This is a genomic window from Mycobacterium sp. M23085 (assembly GCF_045343915.1).
In the GTDB taxonomy this organism is placed as follows: domain Bacteria; phylum Actinomycetota; class Actinomycetes; order Mycobacteriales; family Mycobacteriaceae; genus Mycobacterium.
Map to the genome: position 1 here is coordinate 3,494,348 of NZ_CP174280.1, position 17,140 is coordinate 3,511,487.

Consider the following 17,140-nt stretch of genomic DNA (forward strand, 5'->3'; position numbering starts at 1 on the left):
CAACGACTCTCGCTGCGGTAACGACTGAACCGGTGGTCGCCCGGTAGCCTGCCCGTTATGGCTGCTCGACGCGCCCGGGTCAGCGACGTGCATGAGATCGCCGCCGCGATGCCGCACGTTCAGCGCCTGGAGGGTCCCAAAGGCAATGCCATTTACCAGGTGGGCGGGAAGTCCTTCGTCTTCTTCCGCTCGCCTAGGCCCGACGCGACCGATCCCGACACCGGCGAGCGCTATGCGGACGTAATCATGCTCTGGGTGGAATCCGAGAGCGACAAGCTGGCGTTGATTTCCGATCCCGCGTCGCCGTTCTTCACCACGGACCACTTCGACGGTCACCCGTCGGTCCTGGTGCGCGCCAGTCGGCTGGCGGAAATCAGCAAAACCGAATTAGCTGAGCTGATCCAGGACGCCTGGCTGTCCCGGGCGTCGAAGAAGCGGGCCGCCACCTGGCTCGCAGAGCATGTCTGAGGCTTTATGCCCTACCGACAAGCCCTGCCGCATAACCCATTGCATGTTTAGACAGACGTCAAATGGGTAATGTCACGTCCACGAGAAAACTTCTTCTCGTCCACATTGGAGGTCACGATGCGTGGCAGCGGGATCATCGGGACGGTTGCGTTGGTGTGGTTGCTGATCGGAGTCTTCGCGGCGTGGCAGCGCGACTACTTCAAAAACGACAACTCATCTTGCGCCTCGGCGGGCACGGTTGCGGTCACCGTGATCGCTGGACCCTTGAATTACTTCGGTGCCAATCCAAAAGTCACGGATTGCCATCTGCCGCAACCAAGTTCAATGCAATCGATCAACCTCTAACCGCTCACTCAAAGGAATTCGACATGGTTATCTTAGGGATCATCCTGCTTATCCTTGGATATTTTTTCCACGTATCCATTTTGATCACGCTGGGCATCGTGCTGTTGGTCATCGGCGCGGTCCTGTGGATTCTCGGCTCGGTCGGCCGCCCGGTCGCCGGTCGCCGCTATTGGTATTAACGGCTTCGGCACAAGAACGGATCGCGCGACTGCTCAGCAGTCGCACGATCCGTTTCACAGGCCACGCAAAGCTTCGGCATAGCATTGGCTCAGTCCGCGGCGGATACTGGAACTTGTGACGCAGCCCCGAGCCTCCGTAGAGCGGGTTGTTATGTGTCGTGCAGACGGCAACCCCATTAACGTTTTAGTTGTAGACGACGAGTCCGTCCTGGCCGACATGGTGTCGATGGCGCTGAGGTACGAGGGCTGGAACATCTCCACCGCCGGTGACGGGGCGTCGGCCATCGCGACCGCGCGCCGGCAGCGGCCCGATGTGGTTGTTCTGGACGTGATGCTGCCCGACATGAGCGGCCTCGACGTCTTGCACAAACTTCGCGAAGAGAACCCGCAACTGCCCGTGTTGCTGCTGACGGCCAAGGACGCCGTCGAAGATCGCATCGCCGGGCTGACGGCCGGTGGCGACGACTATGTCACCAAGCCGTTCAGCATCGAAGAGGTCGTGCTGCGCCTACGGGCGCTGTTGCGCCGCACCGGGGTGACGACCGTGGACAGCGGCGCGCAATTGGTGGTGGGTGATCTGGTGCTCGACGAGGACAGCCATGAGGTCACCCGCGCGGGCGAGCCAATTGCGTTGACTTCTACCGAATTTGAGCTGTTGCGGTTCATGATGCGCAACGCCAAACGGGTGCTGAGCAAAGCCCAAATCCTGGACCGGGTGTGGAGTTACGACTTCGGCGGCCGGTCCAACATCGTCGAGCTGTACATTTCCTACCTGCGCAAGAAGATCGACAACGGCCGCGAACCGATGATCCACACGCTGCGCGGCGCGGGTTATGTCCTCAAGCCGGCCCGCTGAGAAGCGAAGGGCCTGGTCCCTTCGGCTGCGGTTGCTGGTCGGCCAGATCGTTGTGTTGGCCGTCGTGTGTGTCGGCATCACCGCGGCGACCGAACTGGCGCTGCTGCACCACCTGGTGGCCCAGCTCGACGGGCAACTGGCCGGCACCTCTTACCGCTCGGCGCTCATGTACCCCGAGCCGCCGCATTCGAGCTGGCGGCACCAGCACGTCTATCCCAGGCCGGGTCCCGGCCCGCGCTTCCTGGACGCCCCGGGCCAGCCGGCGGGCATGGTCGCCGCGGTGGTCAGCCACGGGAACACGGTCGACGCGGGCTACACGACCAGCAGCGGCGAACGGGCCGAGCTGACCCCGACCGCCCAGCAGCAGCTGTCCGGGATCGCCGGAGGCCGCAAGCCGGTCACCCTCAACCTCGACGGGCTGGGTCGCTACCGGGTAGTCGCGGCCCCGAGCCGAAACGGCGGGGACGTCATCGTCACCGGTCTGTCGATGTCCAACATCGACGCCACCCTGATGCGGATGCTGGTCATCTTCGGGATCGTCACGGTCATCGCGCTGGCCGCCGCGACCACGGCCGGTGTGATCATCATCAGGCGGGCGCTGGCCCCGTTGCGCCGCGTCGCGCAAACCGCGAGCGAGGTGGCCGGCTTGCCGCTGGCGCGTGGCGAGGTCGAATTACCCATGCGCGTGGGCGAATCCGACGCGAACCCCGCCACCGAGGTGGGACAACTCGGTGCGGCCCTCAACCAGATGCTGGACCACATCGCCGCCGCGCTGTCGGCGCGGCAGGCCAGCGAGACGCGGGTTCGCCAGTTCGTCGCCGATGCCAGCCACGAGTTACGCACACCGCTGGCGGCGATCCGCGGCTACACAGAACTGACCCAGCGGATGGGCGACGACCGCGAGGCGGTGGCGCAGGCGATGAGCCGGGTGGCCTCCGAGACCGAGCGGATGACGCGCCTCGTTGAGGACCTGCTGCTGCTGGCGCGGCTGGACTCCGGCCGCCCGCTGGAACGGGAACCGGTGGATCTGTCGCGGCTGGCGGTGGACGCGGTCAACGACGCTCACGTCGCCGGACCCGACCATCAATGGGAACTCGACCTGCCCGAAGAACCGGTGGTCGTCACCGGGGACGCGGCGCGGCTGCATCAGGTGTTGGCCAACCTGCTCGCCAACGCCCGCGTCCACACCGGGGCCGGCACCGTGGTGACGACGCGGCTGAGCACCGAGCCGTCGCACACCGTCCTGCAGGTGATCGACAACGGGCCCGGCATCCCGGCGGCGTTGCAATCCGAGGTCTTCGAACGGTTCGCCCGCGGCGACTCCTCGCGCTCTCGCAAGGGCGGCAGCACCGGACTGGGCCTGGCGATCGTCTCCGCGGTGGTCAAGGCGCACAACGGGACTATCGCGGTGGACAGCGCACCGGGACGGACCGAGTTCACGGTGCGGTTGCCACCCAACGGATGGCAACCGCCCGCGTCCAATTCCCAAGGCGCCCAAGGCGCCTCACCTGACTAGCTGCTGCAGGTCACATCGATTTCGAATGGTTTGTTGACTGGCTGCATCGGATTGGCCATGTCCACCCCGGTGGCTGTGCCGCTGATCTTGTAGGTGTTGCCGTCCTTGCTGGCGGAGGCATTGCCCTGGCCGGTGCCGGAGGTGTAGCCCAGGGTCACGCCGTTGACGTTGCCCAGCCCAACCGATTTCACCTGTGGCGGGTTGCCGTCGCTGAGCACGGCGGCGATGCCGGTCGCCGCGCCGCCGATCGCGATGTTGACGGTGCCGCCGGCGTTCGTGCACACGACCGAGCCGGTGACGTTCTGGTCTTTGCCGTCGATGGTGACCTTGGTACCGGAGGCTGCACCTGAGCTCGCCGACGCGCTGGTACCTGAGGTACTCGAGGAACTGCCTGGGGTCGACTTGTTGTTACTCGAACAGCCGGAAATGCCCGCGGCAAAAATTGCCGCACCGGCCACCGCCACCGTCAGTTGACGCTTCACCTGTTCTCCTTTGCCCAATAGTTGCGGTCCTCGGCATTGAGGGCCGTCTGGGCAGTATGCGGGTTAACTGGACGGGGATCCAGAACCCGAAGAAATTGTTGCTTTGTTCATTATTCAGTCGGCGGAAATTCCGTCGGAACCGCTTTCGTGATGGCGCATTAATGGCAAGGTATGACGGTGGACCACAAGCCTCCCAGCGCTGTCATCGAATTGGCCCATCGCGACCGCGGTCTGCCTTTTCATGATGAAACGGATTTTGCCGACGCCGACCGGGGGTTCATTGCCGCCCAGTCCCCGTGCGTGATCAAAGCGGCCGACGGACGGGTGGTGTGGGACAACGACGCCTACTCGTTCCTGGGCGGTCCCGCGCCGACGTCGGTCCATCCCAGCCTCTGGCGACAGTCGACCCTGGCCGCAAAGCAAGGCCTCTACGAAGTGGTGCCTGGCATCTACCAGGTTCGCGGCTTCGACATCTCGAACGTCACCTTCGTGGAATCCGACAACGGCATCATCGTCATCGATCCGTTGGTGTCCACCGAAGTCGCGGCGGCGGCACTGGCGCTGTATCGCACCCACCGCGGTGGCGAGCGCCGCGTCGTCGCGGTGATCTACACCCACAGCCACGTCGACCACTTCGGCGGCGTATTGGGTGTCATTTCGCAGGCGGACGTGGACGCCGGTGCGGTGGCGGTCCTGGCGCCCGAGGGTTTCGTCGAGCACGCGGTGCAGGAAAACGTCTATGCCGGACCGGCAATGACGCGCCGGGCGACGTACATGTACGGCGCCCAGCTGGCGCGGGGACCGATGGATCAGGTCGGCTGTGGGCTGGGCCAGGCGACCTCCACCGGCGAGGTCGCCGTCATCGTGCCGACGATCGACATTCGCACCACCGGTGAAACACACACCGTCGACGGCGTGGAGATCGAGTTCCAGATGGCGCCGGGTACCGAGGCGCCCGCCGAAATGCACTTCTATTTCCCGCGTTTCCGCGCCCTGTGTATGGCCGAGAATGCGACGCACAATCTGCACAATCTGCTGACCCTGCGCGGCGCGCTGGTGCGCGATCCGCACGCATGGTCCGGCTATCTCACCGAAGCGATTGACACGTTTGCCGATCGCGCCGATGTCGTGTTCGCATCGCACCACTGGCCGACCTGGGGCAGGGACAACATCGTCGCGTTCTTATCGTTGCAGCGCGACATGTACGCGTATCTGCACGATCAGACGCTGAGACTGCTCAACCAGGGCCACACCGGTGTCGAGATAGCCGAAATGTTCCAGATGCCACCGGCACTCGAACAGGCCTGGCACACGCACGGTTACTACGGGTCGGTGAGCCACAACGTCAAGGCGATATATCAGCGCTACATGGGTTGGTTTGACGGCAACCCCGCCCGGCTATGGCCTCATCCACCGGATGCGCTGGCGCCCCGGTATGTCGAGGCGATGGGCGGGATCGACCGCGTCGTCGACCTCGCCGGCAAGGCCTTCGAATCCGGAGACTTCCGCTGGGCCGCAACGCTGCTGGACCACGCGGTCTTCACCGACAGCGCGCATCCGGGTGCCCGCGCGTTGTACTCGGACACCCTCGAGCAGCTGGCCTACGGTGCCGAAAACGCGACCTGGCGCAACTTCTTCTTAAGCGGGGCAAAGGAATTGCGCGACGGCAACTTCGGCACCGCGGCCCAGGTGGCGTCCCCCACCATGATGTCGCAGCTCACGCCGGAGCAGATCTTCGACGGCCTGGCGATTCGCGTCAACGGGCCGCGCAGCTGGGATCTGGACATCGCAATCGACATCACCTTCGTCGATACCGCGGTCAACTATCGGCTGACCCTGCGCAACGGGGTGCTCGTGCGCCGCAAAGCGGCGCCCGATACCGCGACGGCCACCGTTACGATCAAGCTGGCCAACAAGGTTCGCCTGCTCGCCGTGACAATGGGCGATTTCAGCTCGCCTGGCTTTGAGCTCTCCGGTGATCAGACCGCGCTGCAGACCCTGCTGAGCGTGGTCGACGGCCCAGATCCGAATTTCAACATCGTCACGCCATGAGTGCGAGGGTCACGCGACGTCGATCACCACCTTGCCCAACACCTTGCGGTCGGCCACATGGCGCAACGCCGCGGCCGTCTCGGACAGCGGGAATCGCGCGCCGATGTACGGTCGCACCGTGCCGGCGGCGAACATCTGCGCCAGCTCGCGCAGGTCGCGCACGGCGTCGTCGGGCCGGTCCGTCATAAAGGTGCGAATCTCCATGCCCCGCACGCAGATGTCCTTGAGCAGAACGAGATTCAGGGGAATCGCCGGGATCGTGCCGGCCGCGTAGCCCAGCGTTACGAAGGTGCCGCCGCGCGCCAGCCCGCGCAGCGCCGGCTCGGAATACGGTCCTCCCACCGGGTCCAGGACGACGCGCGCACTGTCACCGGTGAGTTCGCGGATCCGCGTCTTGAGGTCCTCGCGGTCGTAGTCCACGGTCGCCTCGGCGCCGCGCTGCCGGCACAGCTCGAGCTTTTCCGCACTCGACGCCGCGGCCAGCACCCGGGCCTTCATCGCGACCGCCAGGTCGACGGCGGCCAGGCCCACGCCGCCCGCAGCCCCCAGCACGACGACCCAGTCACCCGGTGTTACCGCGGCGGTCGAGCGCAGCGCGTGATAGGCGGTGCGGTAGGTCACGCCGAAGGCCGCGGCCGAGGCGAAATCCGCATCGTCGGGCATGAGCTCGGCTTGGCTCGCGTCCAGCAGCGCCTGTTCGGCGAACGCCCCGAACGTGGTTCCAGAAACCCGTTGTCCTGGACGGAACGGCGCCCCGTCACCGGCCGCGATGACCTCGCCGGCGATCTCGTTGCCGGGTATGAACGGTGGCGGAATCTTGACCTGATACTTGCCGGCGATGAACAGCACGTCGGGGAAGTTGACCGCGGCGGCACGGACCCGCACCAGCAGTTGGCCGGGGGCCGCAACGGGGTCGGGCACGTCGTCGATCACCAGGTCCTCCGGTGTGCCATAGGAACGACAGACCACCGCGCGCATCAACTGGCCCCCAATCCACGTAAACAGAACCTCACCACGTGTGCGGTGTCGTCGGGGCCGGGCTCCTCGGCCGAGCCCACATAGCGGCGCATGGTTGACGCGGTGCAGCTGAAGACCGCCTCGACATCACGCTCGACGTCGGTACTGCCCAGTGCCGCAATGGGTTCCACCAGAAGTTCGCGGAGCGGCCGCATCATCTCCCGGTCGGCCACACGCCAACTGGTCCCGGCCGACATCTGACCGGCCGCCGCTCGGGTCATGCTGATCAGGTGCGGGTCGGCCACCTGGGCCAGCGTGCCCTCGATCCACCGCACGACCTTGTCGCGCGGATTGGCTTCCTTGGCCATCTGGTGCTCGAGGTACGAGACCACGATCGCCACCCCGCGTTCCATGACGGCCAGGATCAGATCGTCCTTGCCGGCGAAATAGCGGTAGAACGCCTTGTTCGACGAACCCGCCTCGGCGACGATGTCGCTGACCCGCGGTGGTTCGGGCGCGACGCGTTCCATGACGCGCACCGCGGCGGCCAGGATGCGTTCCACCTCCTCGGTGGCCTCCCGCTGGCGGTCATCCAGTGCCCGCTCGACCGCGGCGGTCACGCGGTTAGAGGTCAACGAGCTCACCGTATTTGGCGCGGGCGGCGGCGCGCCGCACGTCGAGCATCTCGCTGGGCCAGTCGCCTTCCTCGGCCTCGTAGTCCTTGAGCAGCATCCGGGCCAGGTTGACCTTGTGCGCCTCGGTCGGCCCGTCGGCCAGGCCCAGCGCGATGCCGCCCAGCAAGACGTTGACCAGCGGTAGCTGGTCGGTGAGGCCCAGCGCCCCGTGCACCTGAATGGCGCGCAGGGCAATCGATTTGAGCACCTGTGATGCCAGGATCTTGCAGGCGGCGATCTCGGCGCGTGCGGCACGCTCGTCGCCGTTGTCGATGAGCCACGCGGCGTGCAGGACGGTCAGCCGGAACGGAATCAGCTCGGTGTAGGAGTCGGCGACGAACTCCTGGACCAGTTGTTTGTCGGCCAGCAGACTGCCCTGGGTGAAGCGGCTTTTCGCGCGGCGCGACATGATCTCGACGGCGCGCTGCGCCATTCCGATGGAGCGCATCGCGTGATGCAGCCGCCCGCCGGCCAGCCGGGTCTGCAATATCAGAAAGCCTTGGCCGGGCTCGCCGAGCAACGCGTCGGCGGGCACTCGCACATCGTTGTAATGCACCAGGGAATGCCCCGGTTCATGCGGGTCGGCCCCGACCAGGTGGTGATTGGCTTCCAGGACCAGCCCCTCGGTGCCGGCCGGGATCAGGAACGTCGAGGCGCCGGTGTGGACCGGCACGTCGGGATCGGTGATCGCGACGACGATGAAGAATGAGGCGACGGCGGCGTTGGAGGAGAAGTACTTTCGCCCGGTGATGACCCACTCGTCGCCATCGCGGACGGCGCGGGTGGTAAAGACCCGCGGATCTGCGCCACCCTGCGGTTCGGTCATCGAGAAGCACGAGAAGATCTCCCCGGACAGTAGACCCGACAGATAGCGGTCCTTTTGTTCCTGGGTCCCGAACCGGGCGATGATCTCGGCGTTGCCGGTGTCAGGCGCCTGGGTTCCGAACACGATCGGCGCCCACGGGCTGCGGCCCAGGATCTCGTTGATCAGCGTCAGCTTGACCGCGCCGAATCCCTGGCCTCCCAATTCCGGCCCCAGATGCGGTGCCCACAAACCCTTGTCGCGCACCTGCTGCTTGAGCGGATCGACAATGCGGCGCCGCTCGTCGTTCAGCGGCAGGAACTCGCAGCCGGGGAACAGCACCTCGAGTGGTTGCACCTCGTCGCGAACGAACCCGCGGATCCACTCGAGCTTCTCCTCGAATTCCGGTTCGGTAGAAAAGTCCCAGGACATCTCGCTCAACCTCCTGCTCGTTAAGGGATTCCGCCGTCGGCCCGCAGGATCGAGCCGGTGGTGAAGCTGGACGCGTCGGACGCCAGGAACAGCGTCGCCCCGACGATTTCACGCGGGTCGCCGGCGCGCTGCAGCGAAAGATGCTTGAACGGATTCTGTTCGGCGGCCTCGAGATTCCAGGCCTTGCTCACGTCGGTGAGAAACGGCCCGGCCATCAGCGTGTTGACCCGCACCGCCGGCCCGAACGCCTTCGCCAACGCTTCGGTCATGGCGTTCAGCCCGGCCTTGGCCGCGGCGTAGGGGATGATGTCAGGCGTCGGTCGCAGCGAGCCGGCCGTGCTGACGTTGATCACCGAGCCGCGGCCGGCCGCCACCATGCGTTCACCCACCAACGCGGACAACCTGAATGGGCCCTTGAGGTTGAGATTCACCACGGCGTCGAACAACTTCTCTGTGACGTCGGTGAGCTTGTCGTACAACGGGGACATACCCGCGTTGTTGATCAGCGTGTCGACCTTGCCGAATCGTTCGTAGGTCGCCTCGACCAGACCGTCGAGCTGATCCCAGCGCCCCACGTGGACCTGATACGGCATGGCCGAGCGCCCGGTCTCGGCCTCGATCTCCTTGGCGGTGGACACGCAGTTGTCCATGTTACGGCTGGCGATCACCACGTCCGCGCCGCAACGGGCCGCGCCGAAAGCCATCTCACGCCCCAGTCCGCGGCTGCCCCCGGTGATCAGGATTACCCGGTCGGTGAGGTCGAAAAGCTGATCGGCGTAACCCATTTCATGACCCCGTGGTGGGTAGCGATCGAGACAACTCGGCCGCCGTCGCGATGAGCTGCAGAATCATCGGACCGAACGCGTCGGTGATTTTCGGGTCGACTCCTCCTTTTTGGCCTCCGGTCCTCACCCCCGCCGCATACGTCTTCTCCAGCACGATGCCCAGTTTCCAGTTGGCCAGCACCAGGTAGTAGTCGATGTTCTCGGTCGACAGCCCGCTGACCGTCTCGTAGTGGTCCAAAAGCTCGCTGCGCGTGGGCATCCCGCGCATGTCGAGATAAAAGCCGTCCTCGCGCGGCTTTTCACCGTCATAGCCCAGCAGGCACCACGCCAGATCGAGCAGCGGATCGCCGACGGTGGTCATCTCCCAGTCGACGATCGCGGCCAGGCGCGCCGGCTCGCCATGCGCGAACATCACATTGGCGAATTGATAGTCGCCGTGCATGATGCCGGCCCGGTATTTCGCCGGACGGTTGCGCCGCAGCCAGTCGGACGCCTCGTCCAGGCCCGGCAGCTCGCGGACCTGGTAGGCATCGAGAAACGCCAGCCAGCGATCGACCTGCCGCTCGTGGAATCCATCGGGGCGGCCGAAGCCTTCGAGTCCTTGTTTGCGCCAATCCACCCGGCCCAGCTTGGCGGCGCCGTCGACCAATTGGAAGGCCAGGCCGCGCCGGGCCTCGAGGTCGGTGTCGAACGGAGATTGCCACCCGCCATCCATCGGGCTCCACCCGTCGATCGCCTGCATGACGTAGAACGGCATCCCGAGAACGCCGCCGGTGTCGTCGGCCGCGATCAGCGCCGCGTGCGGGACGTCGGTGCCGGATAGCGCCCGCACCAGGCGGATCTCCCGCAGCAGCCCGTCGATGCGCGCCGCGTCGGCGCGGGCACCGGGCATCCGCAACACCATCCGGCGGCCGCCACGCTCGATCAGATAGAGCGTGTTCTGCGAACCGCCCTTCAGCTGGGTCAGCTGTGGCTCTTCGCCAGCACCGGGCGCACCGTTGGCATCCAGCCACCGGGCGAGCACGCCCGCGTCGAGTCCCGCTTCACCCACGTGAGCCACCGGCCAACCCTCCTACACATCAGAATCTCCATCCGGAGAATAGCATTCTCCGAGCTGGCCGCCTACGGCCATCAGCCCGGTTTGTGCGCGCTGAGCAGGAACCCCGGCGCCATGAAGTGGCCCTCGTCGTCATGGTCGAGGTGGGCCAGCGGACCATCGGGCGACCCGGTCGTGTCGTCTCTGCCGTACACCTTCGCCGCGCGAACGTCGTCGACCCGCCACATGGTCGCGACGGCGTCGTGCAACTCGGATTCACTGAACCCGGGCGGCCCCGGCCGGTCCGAATGAGCGTCGTCCAGTGCGCCGGCCGCGAAGGCCAGGATGTACAGCGACGCTCCTGGAGCGGCGGCCCGAAAGATCGACCACAGATAGTTTTGGCGCCGGTCGGGCGGCAGCGCGTGAAACAGCCCGCTGTCCAGGATGGTGGAGAAGCGGCCGTCATAGCCATCGAAGTCGGTGACGTCGGCCTGAGCGAACGTCGCCGTGGTGAGTCCGCGCTCGGCGGCCGCGGCGGTGGCGGCGGCGATCGCGGTCGCGCTGGCGTCCAGGCCGACAACCGTGTGGCCGAGTGCGGCAAGCGTCAGCGCAAGTGCGGCATGGCCACAACCGGAATCCAGCACCTCACTGCGCACCTTGCCTTCATCGATGAGCAGCGCCAGTTCCGGTTGCGGCCGGCCGATGCTCCACGGCGGGGGCGCCGGTTGCCGGTAGGTGGCGTCCCAATCCCTCTCCGGTTCGGTCATCCGTCCTCCTCGGCATCGAGCTCGCTGAGCTGGGTACAGCGATGTCATTGTGCACGCCCTGGGCGACGGGCAAGGGGCGATGAGAGACTTCGGACCGGCACAACCTTTCGACGAGACAGGACGAAACATGCAAGTGCTTCTGGTCCGGCACGCGCTGCCGCTGCGCAGCGAACACGGCCAAGGTTCCGATCCGGACCTGTCGGAGCAAGGGTTGGCCCAGATCGAGCGACTACCCAAGGCGCTCGCCAGGTTTCCGATCGCGCGAGTGGTGAGCAGTCCGCAGCGCCGAGCGATCCAGACCGCCGAACCGGTGGCAGCGGATCGCGGGCTGGCCGTCGAGATCGACGATCGCTTCGCCGAGTACGACCGCGACCTGCCGGTGTACATTCCCGTCGAGCAGATCCGGGCGGAGATGCCCGAAGAGTGGGCGCGCCTGGCCCAGGGACATCTGCCCAGCGCGGTCGACGAGGACGCATTCCGGGCCCGGGTGCGCGCCGCGGTCGACGACCTGGTCGCCGCCGGCGACCCCGACGACACGGTCGCGGTGTTCAGCCACGGCGGGGTCATCAACGTCCTCCTGCACGAAATCCTCGGCACCGCCCGGCTGCTGTCCTTTCCCGTCGACTACGCGTCGGTCACCCGGTTGTTGTTCTCCCGGTCCGGTCAGCCGACGGTCGCCGCGGTCAACACCACCGAACACGTCTGGGACCTGTTGCCGCGAAACCAAAGGCTGCTCGACGACGACGCGGGCCGCGGTGCGCGATGAGTGAAAGACCGGCAAATCGCAGGTGGTGCACCGGGTCGGGCGCGGCGGTGGTAGACAAGTCCGGTGACCTCAGCTGACCAACTCGAGGGGCTCGACCTGGCCTCGCTGGACTCCTACCTGCGCTCGCTCGGGATCGGGCGCGATGGCGAGTTGCGGGCGGACTTCATTTCCGGCGGGCGCTCCAATCTGACGTTCCGCGTCTACGACGACAGCACCAGTTGGCTGGTGCGCCGGCCACCGCTGCACGGGTTGACCCCGTCGGCGCACGACATGGCGCGCGAGTACCGCGTCGTTGCGGCGCTGCAGGACACACCGGTTCCGGTGGCGCGCACGATCGGGCTCTGCAACGACGACTCGGTGCTGGGCGCGCCCTTCCAGATCGTCGAATTCGTCGCCGGGCAGGTGGTGCGCCGTCGCGGTCAACTCGAATCGTTCAGTCACACCGTCATCGAAGGTTGTGTCGACTCGTTGATCCGGGTGCTGGTGGACCTCCACAATGTGGACCCGGACGCCGTCGGCTTGGCCGATTTCGGTAAGCCCAGCGGCTATCTGGAGCGCCAGGTGCGGCGATGGGGCTCGCAATGGTCGCTGGTGCGGTTGCCGGACGATCGGCGCGATGCCGACGTGGAGCGACTGCATGCCGGCCTGGGCGAGGCCATTCCGCAGCAGAGCCGCACGTCGATCGTGCACGGCGACTACCGGATCGATAACACGATTCTGGACGCCGACGACCCGACGAAGGTTCGTGCGGTCGTCGACTGGGAGCTCTCGACGCTGGGGGATCCGCTGTCCGACGCGGCCCTGATGTGCGTGTACCGCGACCCCGCCCTGGATTTGATCGTCAATGCGCAGGCCGCGTGGACGTCACCGCTGTTGCCGACGGCCGACGAACTGGCCGACCGGTATTCGCTGGTGGCCGGGATACCGCTGGCGCATTGGGAGTTCTACATGGCGCTGGCTTATTTCAAGCTCGCCATCATCGCCGCGGGCATCGACTTCCGCCGGCGGATGTCGGATCAGGCACGCGGCGTCGGCGACTCCGAGCACGCACCCGAGGTGGTGGCGCCGCTGATCTCCCGGGGTCTGGCCGAATTGGCCAAGCTGCCCGGCTAGCGGACGGCGGCCGCGTGCTGCCTTTTGGCCGCGCGGCGCAGTTGCAGGATTCGTGCGGTGCCGACCGCGACCGTGATCAGCCCGCCCACCACGGCCGCCAACAAGATCGCCACACCCTTGGGCTGGCTCCAGTGCCACCCCAAGAACTGGAAGTCCGTCGGCGTCGTGTTCTGGGTGATGAAGATCAGCAACAGGATCAGGATCACGAAGCCGCCGATCAGCGACGACCACAGCGCGCCGGCGCGGGTGAACCCGATGGCCGGTTCCTTGGCGGGTGCGCCGGTCGTGGCCGCGGGGGCGGGTTTCGGGGGCGGTTGCCCGGGCGAGGCAGGATTTTGGCTGCTCATACTGCCATCTTTGCCCTATCCGGAGCAGAATGAAACCGATTCGCCGCAACCAATCCTGGCGGGCGGCGCCGGTGCGATTGGGGCGTTAGGGTCGGCGGTATGACGGCAGCGCCGCGCCTGTGGAACGTGATGACACGGGCGGCAGCATTACTCATGGCGATGTCCGTCGTTGCGGCGTGCAGCAATTCCGATCCATTGGGAACGCAGGTCCGAAGCCGCAACTCCATCGTCGTCGGCTCCGGTGACTTCCCGGAATCGCAGATCATCGCCGAGATCTACGCACAAGCCTTGCAGGCCAACGGTTTTGAGGTGGGGAAGCGAATGGGCATCGGCAGCCGGGAGACGTATATCCCTGCGCTGAAAGACCATTCCATCGACCTGGTGCCGGAGTACATCGGCAATCTGTTGCTCTATTTTGCGCCGCAGTCCACCGCCACCACGCTCGACGCGGTCGAGCGCGAGCTCGACCAGCGCCTGCCCGGCGACCTGTCAATCACGACGCCCGCTCCGGCCACCGACACCGATACGGTCACCGTGACCGGGCAGACGGCGACCTACTGGAACTTGAAGGCAATCGGGGATCTGGCCGTCCATTCGGCCGACGTGCGATTCGGGGCGCCCGCGGCGTTCGCCACCCGGCCGGCCGGGCTGCCCGGGCTGCGGCAGAAGTACGGACTCGACATCAAGCCGGGCCACTTCGTGGCGATCGACGACGGCGGCGGCGCGGTCACGGTGCGTGCACTGATCGAAGGAAGGGTGAACGCCGCCAACATCTTCACCACGTCTCCGGCCATACCGCAGAACCATCTGGTGGTGCTCGACGACCCCGAGCACAATTTTCTGGCCGGAAACATTGTGCCGCTGGTCAATTCGCAGAAGCAGTCAGGCCGGCTCAAGGATGTGCTGGATGCGGTGTCGGCGAAGCTGACCACCTCGGGTGTCGCCGGACTCAACGCCGCGGTGTCGGGGAACTCGGGCATCGACCCCGACCAGGCGGCGCGAAACTGGGTCGGGGACAACGGCTTCAACCACCCGATCGGAGGATGACTTGATCATCTTCGATGATGTCAGCAAGGTCTTCGCCGACGGGACCACCGCCGTGCACCAGCTCAGCCTGGCCGTCCCCACCGGCAAGCTGACCGTGTTCGTCGGGTCCTCCGGAAGCGGCAAGACCACGGCGCTGCGCATGATCAACCGGATGATCGAGCCCACCTCGGGCACCATCACGATCGACGGCGTCGACGTGTCCAGCCACGACCCGGTGAAACTGCGCCTGGGCATCGGATACGTCATCCAGCACGCGGGGCTGATGCCCCACCAACGGGTAATCGACAATGTGGCAACCGTTCCCGTCCTGCGGGGTCAGCCACGCCGGGCCGCCCGCAAGGCCGCCTACGAGGTGCTCGAACGGGTTGGGCTGGACGCTCGACTCGCGACCCGCTATCCCGCGCAGCTCTCCGGTGGCGAGCAACAACGGGTCGGCGTGGCGCGCGCGCTGGCCGCCGACCCGCCGATCCTGCTGATGGACGAGCCGTTCTCCGCCGTCGACCCGGTGGTTCGCCACGACCTGCAAAACGAAATATTGCGGTTGCAGGGTGAATTGCACAAGACGATCGTCTTCGTCACGCACGACATCGATGAGGCGTTGCGGCTCGGTGAACGGGTGGCGGTGTTCAAGGGCGGTTCGCTACAGCAGTACGACGATCCCGCCCGGCTGCTGTCACGCCCGGCCAACGATTTCGTGTCCCGATTCATCGGTCTGGGGCGTGGTTATCGGTGGCTGCAACTCCTCGATGCCGATGGGCTGCCGTTGCACGACATCGAACGGATCTCTGCCGAGAAGCTCTCCGCGGCAGAGCTTTCCGACGGCTGGGCCGTCGTGGTCGACCACGCCGGAGTTCCGATCGGCTGGATCGACGACCGGGGACTGCGTCGGCACCGCGACGGTGCGGCGTTGTCCGACAGCATGAGCGGGGTCGGATCGTTGTTTCGGCCGCGGGGCAATCTGAGCCAGGCGCTGGACGCGGCGCTGTCCTCGCCGTCGGGCGTTGGTGTCGCCGTCGACGACGGTGGCAAGGTGATCGGCGGTGTGCTGGCCGCCGACGTGCTGGCCGCGGTGGACTCTCGACGGTTGGGCTCGGCGAAACCTCGGAGAACATAGCGATGCACTATCTGCTGACCCATCTCGACGACGCTTGGGGGCTGACCGTGGTGCACCTGCGGCTGTCGTTGGTGCCGGTGCTGATCGGGCTGGCGATCGCGCTGCCGCTGGGCATGCTGGTGCAACGCAAGCGATTTGCGCGTCGGCTGACGACGGCGGCGGCCAGCGTCGTGTTCACCATCCCGTCACTGGCTTTGTTCGTGGTGTTGCCGATGCTCATCGGGACTCGCATCCTCGACGAGGCCAACGTGATGGTCGCGTTGACGGCCTACACGGCCGCGCTGCTGGTGCGTGCGGTGCTCGAGGCGCTGGACGCGGTGCCCGCGCAGGTTCGCGACGCCGCCACCGCGGTCGGCTACTCGTCGATCAGACGGATGCTGAAAGTCGAACTGCCGCTTTCTGTTCCGGTGCTCATCGCCGGGCTTCGGGTGGTGGTGGTCACCAATATCGCGATGGTCTCCGTCGGTTCGGTCATCGGCATCGGTGGGCTGGGCAGTTGGTTCACCCAGGGGTACCAGACCAACAAGAGCGATCAGATCATGGCCGGCATCCTTGCGCTGTTCGTGCTGGCGGTGGTGATCGACGTGTTCATCGTGCTGGCCGGCCGGCTGGCGACACCGTGGGCATCCGCGACGCGCGGCGCCGGCCATCGCTCGGTCGTTGCGCCGGTGGTGGGCGGAGCGCGATGAACTTCGTAGCGCGGGCGGTCTCTTTTCTGCTGACCGCCGACAACTGGACGGGGCCGGTCGGGCTCGCGGCGCGCATCCTGGAGCACCTGGAGTACACCGCCCTGGCGGTGGGCGCCTCGGCGCTGATCGCGATTCCCGTCGGCCTGATCATCGGCCACACCGGGCGGGGCAGCCTGCTGGTGGTGGGAGCCGTCAACGGGTTGCGGGCGCTTCCGACGCTGGGGGTGCTGCTGTTCGGGACCCTGCTGTTCGGGCTGGGCCTGGGGCCGTCGCTGGTGGCGCTGATGCTGCTGGGGGTGCCGGCGTTGTTGGCCGGCACCTATGCGGGAATCGCCAATGTCGAGCCGACGGTCGTCGATGCCGCGAGGGCGATGGGCATGACCGAGGCGCAGGTGCTGCTGCGCGTGGAGGTGCCGAACGCGTTGCCGTTGATCCTGGGCGGGCTGCGCAACGCGACCCTGCAGGTGGTCGCCACCGCAACGGTGGCCGCCTACGCCAGCCTCGGCGGCCTGGGCAGGTACCTGATCGACGGGGTCAAAGAACGTGAGTTTCATCTCGCCCTGGTGGGGGCGCTGATGGTAGCGGCGTTGGCGCTGGTGCTCGACGGACTGCTGGCTCTGGCGGTATGGGTCGCGGTGCCGGGCACAGGGCGGATGCGGCGAACACACCGGGCACTTCCGCCGCGGTTGGCGGGCACGTCTTACGGTAGATGA

At 66.4% G+C, this 17,140-nt stretch carries 19 protein-coding genes and 1 pseudogene; 12 read left to right on the forward strand and 8 right to left on the reverse strand.

Annotation, left to right across the window (positions count from 1 at the left end):
• Positions 1-57 precede the first annotated feature (57 nt).
• From ACIUM1_RS16160 to ACIUM1_RS16180, 5 genes are all read left to right on the forward strand, one after another.
• Complete coding sequence (locus ACIUM1_RS16160; protein WP_406813660.1) at positions 58-468, forward strand: MmcQ/YjbR family DNA-binding protein; 411 nt, start codon at positions 58-60, stop codon at positions 466-468.
• A gap of 105 nt (positions 469-573) precedes the next feature.
• Positions 574-813 (forward strand): hypothetical protein, encoded by a 240-nt coding sequence (locus ACIUM1_RS16165; RefSeq protein WP_406813661.1) that lies wholly within the window; start codon positions 574-576, stop codon positions 811-813.
• 23 nt (positions 814-836) lie between these two features.
• Positions 837-992 carry a hypothetical protein gene (locus ACIUM1_RS16170; RefSeq protein ID WP_406813662.1) on the forward strand — a complete coding sequence of 52 codons (156 nt, stop codon included), beginning with the start codon at positions 837-839 and terminating at the stop codon, positions 990-992.
• A 151-nt stretch (positions 993-1,143) separates the two neighbouring features.
• Positions 1,144-1,848, forward strand: a complete 705-nt coding sequence (locus ACIUM1_RS16175) for a response regulator transcription factor (protein ID WP_406813663.1) — start codon at positions 1,144-1,146, stop codon at positions 1,846-1,848.
• Positions 1,826-3,364: a sensor histidine kinase gene (locus ACIUM1_RS16180; protein ID WP_406813664.1), complete on the forward strand. Its 1,539-nt coding sequence runs from the start codon at positions 1,826-1,828 to the stop codon at positions 3,362-3,364. The genes ACIUM1_RS16175 and ACIUM1_RS16180 overlap by 23 nt, the downstream gene beginning before the upstream one ends.
• On the opposite strand, the gene ACIUM1_RS16185 is transcribed toward ACIUM1_RS16180, so the two are convergent.
• Positions 3,361-3,846, reverse strand: a complete 486-nt coding sequence (locus ACIUM1_RS16185; RefSeq protein WP_406813665.1) for a lipoprotein LpqH — start codon at positions 3,844-3,846, stop codon at positions 3,361-3,363. The genes ACIUM1_RS16180 and ACIUM1_RS16185 overlap by 4 nt on opposite strands.
• Positions 3,847-4,017: 171 nt before the next feature.
• Here ACIUM1_RS16185 and ACIUM1_RS16190 point away from each other — a divergent pair, with 171 nt between their 5' ends.
• Entirely contained in the window at positions 4,018-5,898 is a 1,881-nt protein-coding gene (locus tag ACIUM1_RS16190; protein ID WP_406813666.1) for an alkyl/aryl-sulfatase, read from the forward strand.
• Positions 5,899-5,907: 9 nt separating this feature from the next.
• On the opposite strand, the gene ACIUM1_RS16195 is transcribed toward ACIUM1_RS16190, so the two are convergent.
• From ACIUM1_RS16195 to ACIUM1_RS16220, 6 genes are all read right to left on the reverse strand, one after another.
• Positions 5,908-6,876 (reverse strand): NADPH:quinone oxidoreductase family protein, encoded by a 969-nt coding sequence (locus ACIUM1_RS16195; protein WP_406813667.1) that lies wholly within the window; start codon positions 6,874-6,876, stop codon positions 5,908-5,910.
• Positions 6,876-7,499, reverse strand: a complete 624-nt coding sequence (locus ACIUM1_RS16200) for a TetR/AcrR family transcriptional regulator (protein ID WP_406813668.1) — start codon at positions 7,497-7,499, stop codon at positions 6,876-6,878. Before ACIUM1_RS16200 ends, ACIUM1_RS16195 begins: the two co-directional genes overlap by 1 nt.
• Positions 7,480-8,763: an acyl-CoA dehydrogenase family protein gene (locus tag ACIUM1_RS16205; protein WP_406813669.1), complete on the reverse strand. Its 1,284-nt coding sequence runs from the start codon at positions 8,761-8,763 to the stop codon at positions 7,480-7,482. Before ACIUM1_RS16205 ends, ACIUM1_RS16200 begins: the two co-directional genes overlap by 20 nt.
• A 20-nt stretch (positions 8,764-8,783) precedes the next feature.
• Complete coding sequence (locus tag ACIUM1_RS16210) at positions 8,784-9,548, reverse strand: SDR family NAD(P)-dependent oxidoreductase (protein WP_406813670.1); 765 nt, start codon at positions 9,546-9,548, stop codon at positions 8,784-8,786.
• Between the two features lies 1 nt (position 9,549).
• Entirely contained in the window at positions 9,550-10,608 is a 1,059-nt protein-coding gene (locus ACIUM1_RS16215; protein ID WP_406813671.1) for a phosphotransferase family protein, read from the reverse strand.
• A gap of 71 nt (positions 10,609-10,679) precedes the next feature.
• On the reverse strand, positions 10,680-11,351 hold the full coding sequence (locus ACIUM1_RS16220; RefSeq protein ID WP_406813672.1) for a class I SAM-dependent methyltransferase: 672 nt from the start codon (positions 11,349-11,351) through the stop codon (positions 10,680-10,682).
• A gap of 127 nt (positions 11,352-11,478) precedes the next feature.
• Between ACIUM1_RS16220 and ACIUM1_RS16225 the strand changes: the two genes are divergently transcribed.
• Both ACIUM1_RS16225 and ACIUM1_RS16230 read left to right on the forward strand, forming a co-directional pair.
• Positions 11,479-12,117: a histidine phosphatase family protein gene (locus tag ACIUM1_RS16225; protein ID WP_406813673.1), complete on the forward strand. Its 639-nt coding sequence runs from the start codon at positions 11,479-11,481 to the stop codon at positions 12,115-12,117.
• 63 nt (positions 12,118-12,180) lie between these two features.
• The gene (locus ACIUM1_RS16230; protein WP_406813674.1) at positions 12,181-13,230 is read left to right on the forward strand and encodes a phosphotransferase family protein; all 1,050 of its coding nucleotides are present in this window, start codon (positions 12,181-12,183) and stop codon (positions 13,228-13,230) included.
• Here the strand turns inward: ACIUM1_RS16230 and ACIUM1_RS16235 are convergent.
• Entirely contained in the window at positions 13,227-13,577 is a 351-nt protein-coding gene (locus tag ACIUM1_RS16235) for a lipopolysaccharide assembly LapA domain-containing protein (protein WP_406813675.1), read from the reverse strand. The genes ACIUM1_RS16230 and ACIUM1_RS16235 overlap by 4 nt on opposite strands.
• A gap of 129 nt (positions 13,578-13,706) precedes the next feature.
• On the opposite strand from ACIUM1_RS16235, the gene ACIUM1_RS16240 reads away from it, so the two are divergent.
• The 4 genes and pseudogenes from ACIUM1_RS16240 to ACIUM1_RS16255 all read left to right on the forward strand — a co-directional run bounded on the left by ACIUM1_RS16240 (position 13,707) and on the right by ACIUM1_RS16255 (position 17,136).
• A complete protein-coding gene (locus tag ACIUM1_RS16240; RefSeq protein ID WP_406817705.1) occupies positions 13,707-14,624 on the forward strand; it encodes an ABC transporter substrate-binding protein in 918 nt (305 codons plus the stop codon).
• 1 nt (position 14,625) lies between these two features.
• Positions 14,626-15,738: an ABC transporter ATP-binding protein gene (locus tag ACIUM1_RS16245; protein WP_406813676.1), complete on the forward strand. Its 1,113-nt coding sequence runs from the start codon at positions 14,626-14,628 to the stop codon at positions 15,736-15,738.
• A 2-nt stretch (positions 15,739-15,740) separates the two neighbouring features.
• Complete coding sequence (locus ACIUM1_RS16250; protein WP_406813677.1) at positions 15,741-16,427, forward strand: ABC transporter permease; 687 nt, start codon at positions 15,741-15,743, stop codon at positions 16,425-16,427.
• Positions 16,424-17,136: pseudogene (locus tag ACIUM1_RS16255) on the forward strand (ABC transporter permease). Before ACIUM1_RS16250 ends, ACIUM1_RS16255 begins: the two are co-directional and overlap by 4 nt.
• Positions 17,137-17,140: the final 4 nt, after the last annotated feature.

Bases quoted from the DNA above. Each gene is read 5' to 3' on its own strand.
- ACIUM1_RS16160 (WP_406813660.1), top strand. From the start codon at position 58: ATGGCTGCTCGACGCGCCCGGGTCAGCGACGTGCATGAGATCGCCGCC.
- ACIUM1_RS16170 (WP_406813662.1), top strand. From the start codon at position 837: ATGGTTATCTTAGGGATCATCCTGCTTATCCTTGGATATTTTTTCCAC.
- ACIUM1_RS16175 (WP_406813663.1), top strand. From the start codon at position 1,144: ATGTGTCGTGCAGACGGCAACCCCATTAACGTTTTAGTTGTAGACGAC.
- ACIUM1_RS16180 (WP_406813664.1), top strand. From the start codon at position 1,826: ATGTCCTCAAGCCGGCCCGCTGAGAAGCGAAGGGCCTGGTCCCTTCGG.
- ACIUM1_RS16190 (WP_406813666.1), top strand. From the start codon at position 4,018: ATGACGGTGGACCACAAGCCTCCCAGCGCTGTCATCGAATTGGCCCAT.
- ACIUM1_RS16195 (WP_406813667.1), bottom strand. From the start codon at position 6,876: ATGCGCGCGGTGGTCTGTCGTTCCTATGGCACACCGGAGGACCTGGTG.
- ACIUM1_RS16205 (WP_406813669.1), bottom strand. From the start codon at position 8,763: ATGTCCTGGGACTTTTCTACCGAACCGGAATTCGAGGAGAAGCTCGAG.
- ACIUM1_RS16210 (WP_406813670.1), bottom strand. From the start codon at position 9,548: ATGGGTTACGCCGATCAGCTTTTCGACCTCACCGACCGGGTAATCCTG.
- ACIUM1_RS16220 (WP_406813672.1), bottom strand. From the start codon at position 11,351: ATGACCGAACCGGAGAGGGATTGGGACGCCACCTACCGGCAACCGGCG.
- ACIUM1_RS16225 (WP_406813673.1), top strand. From the start codon at position 11,479: ATGCAAGTGCTTCTGGTCCGGCACGCGCTGCCGCTGCGCAGCGAACAC.
- ACIUM1_RS16235 (WP_406813675.1), bottom strand. From the start codon at position 13,577: ATGAGCAGCCAAAATCCTGCCTCGCCCGGGCAACCGCCCCCGAAACCC.
- ACIUM1_RS16240 (WP_406817705.1), top strand. From the start codon at position 13,707: ATGACACGGGCGGCAGCATTACTCATGGCGATGTCCGTCGTTGCGGCG.
- ACIUM1_RS16250 (WP_406813677.1), top strand. From the start codon at position 15,741: ATGCACTATCTGCTGACCCATCTCGACGACGCTTGGGGGCTGACCGTG.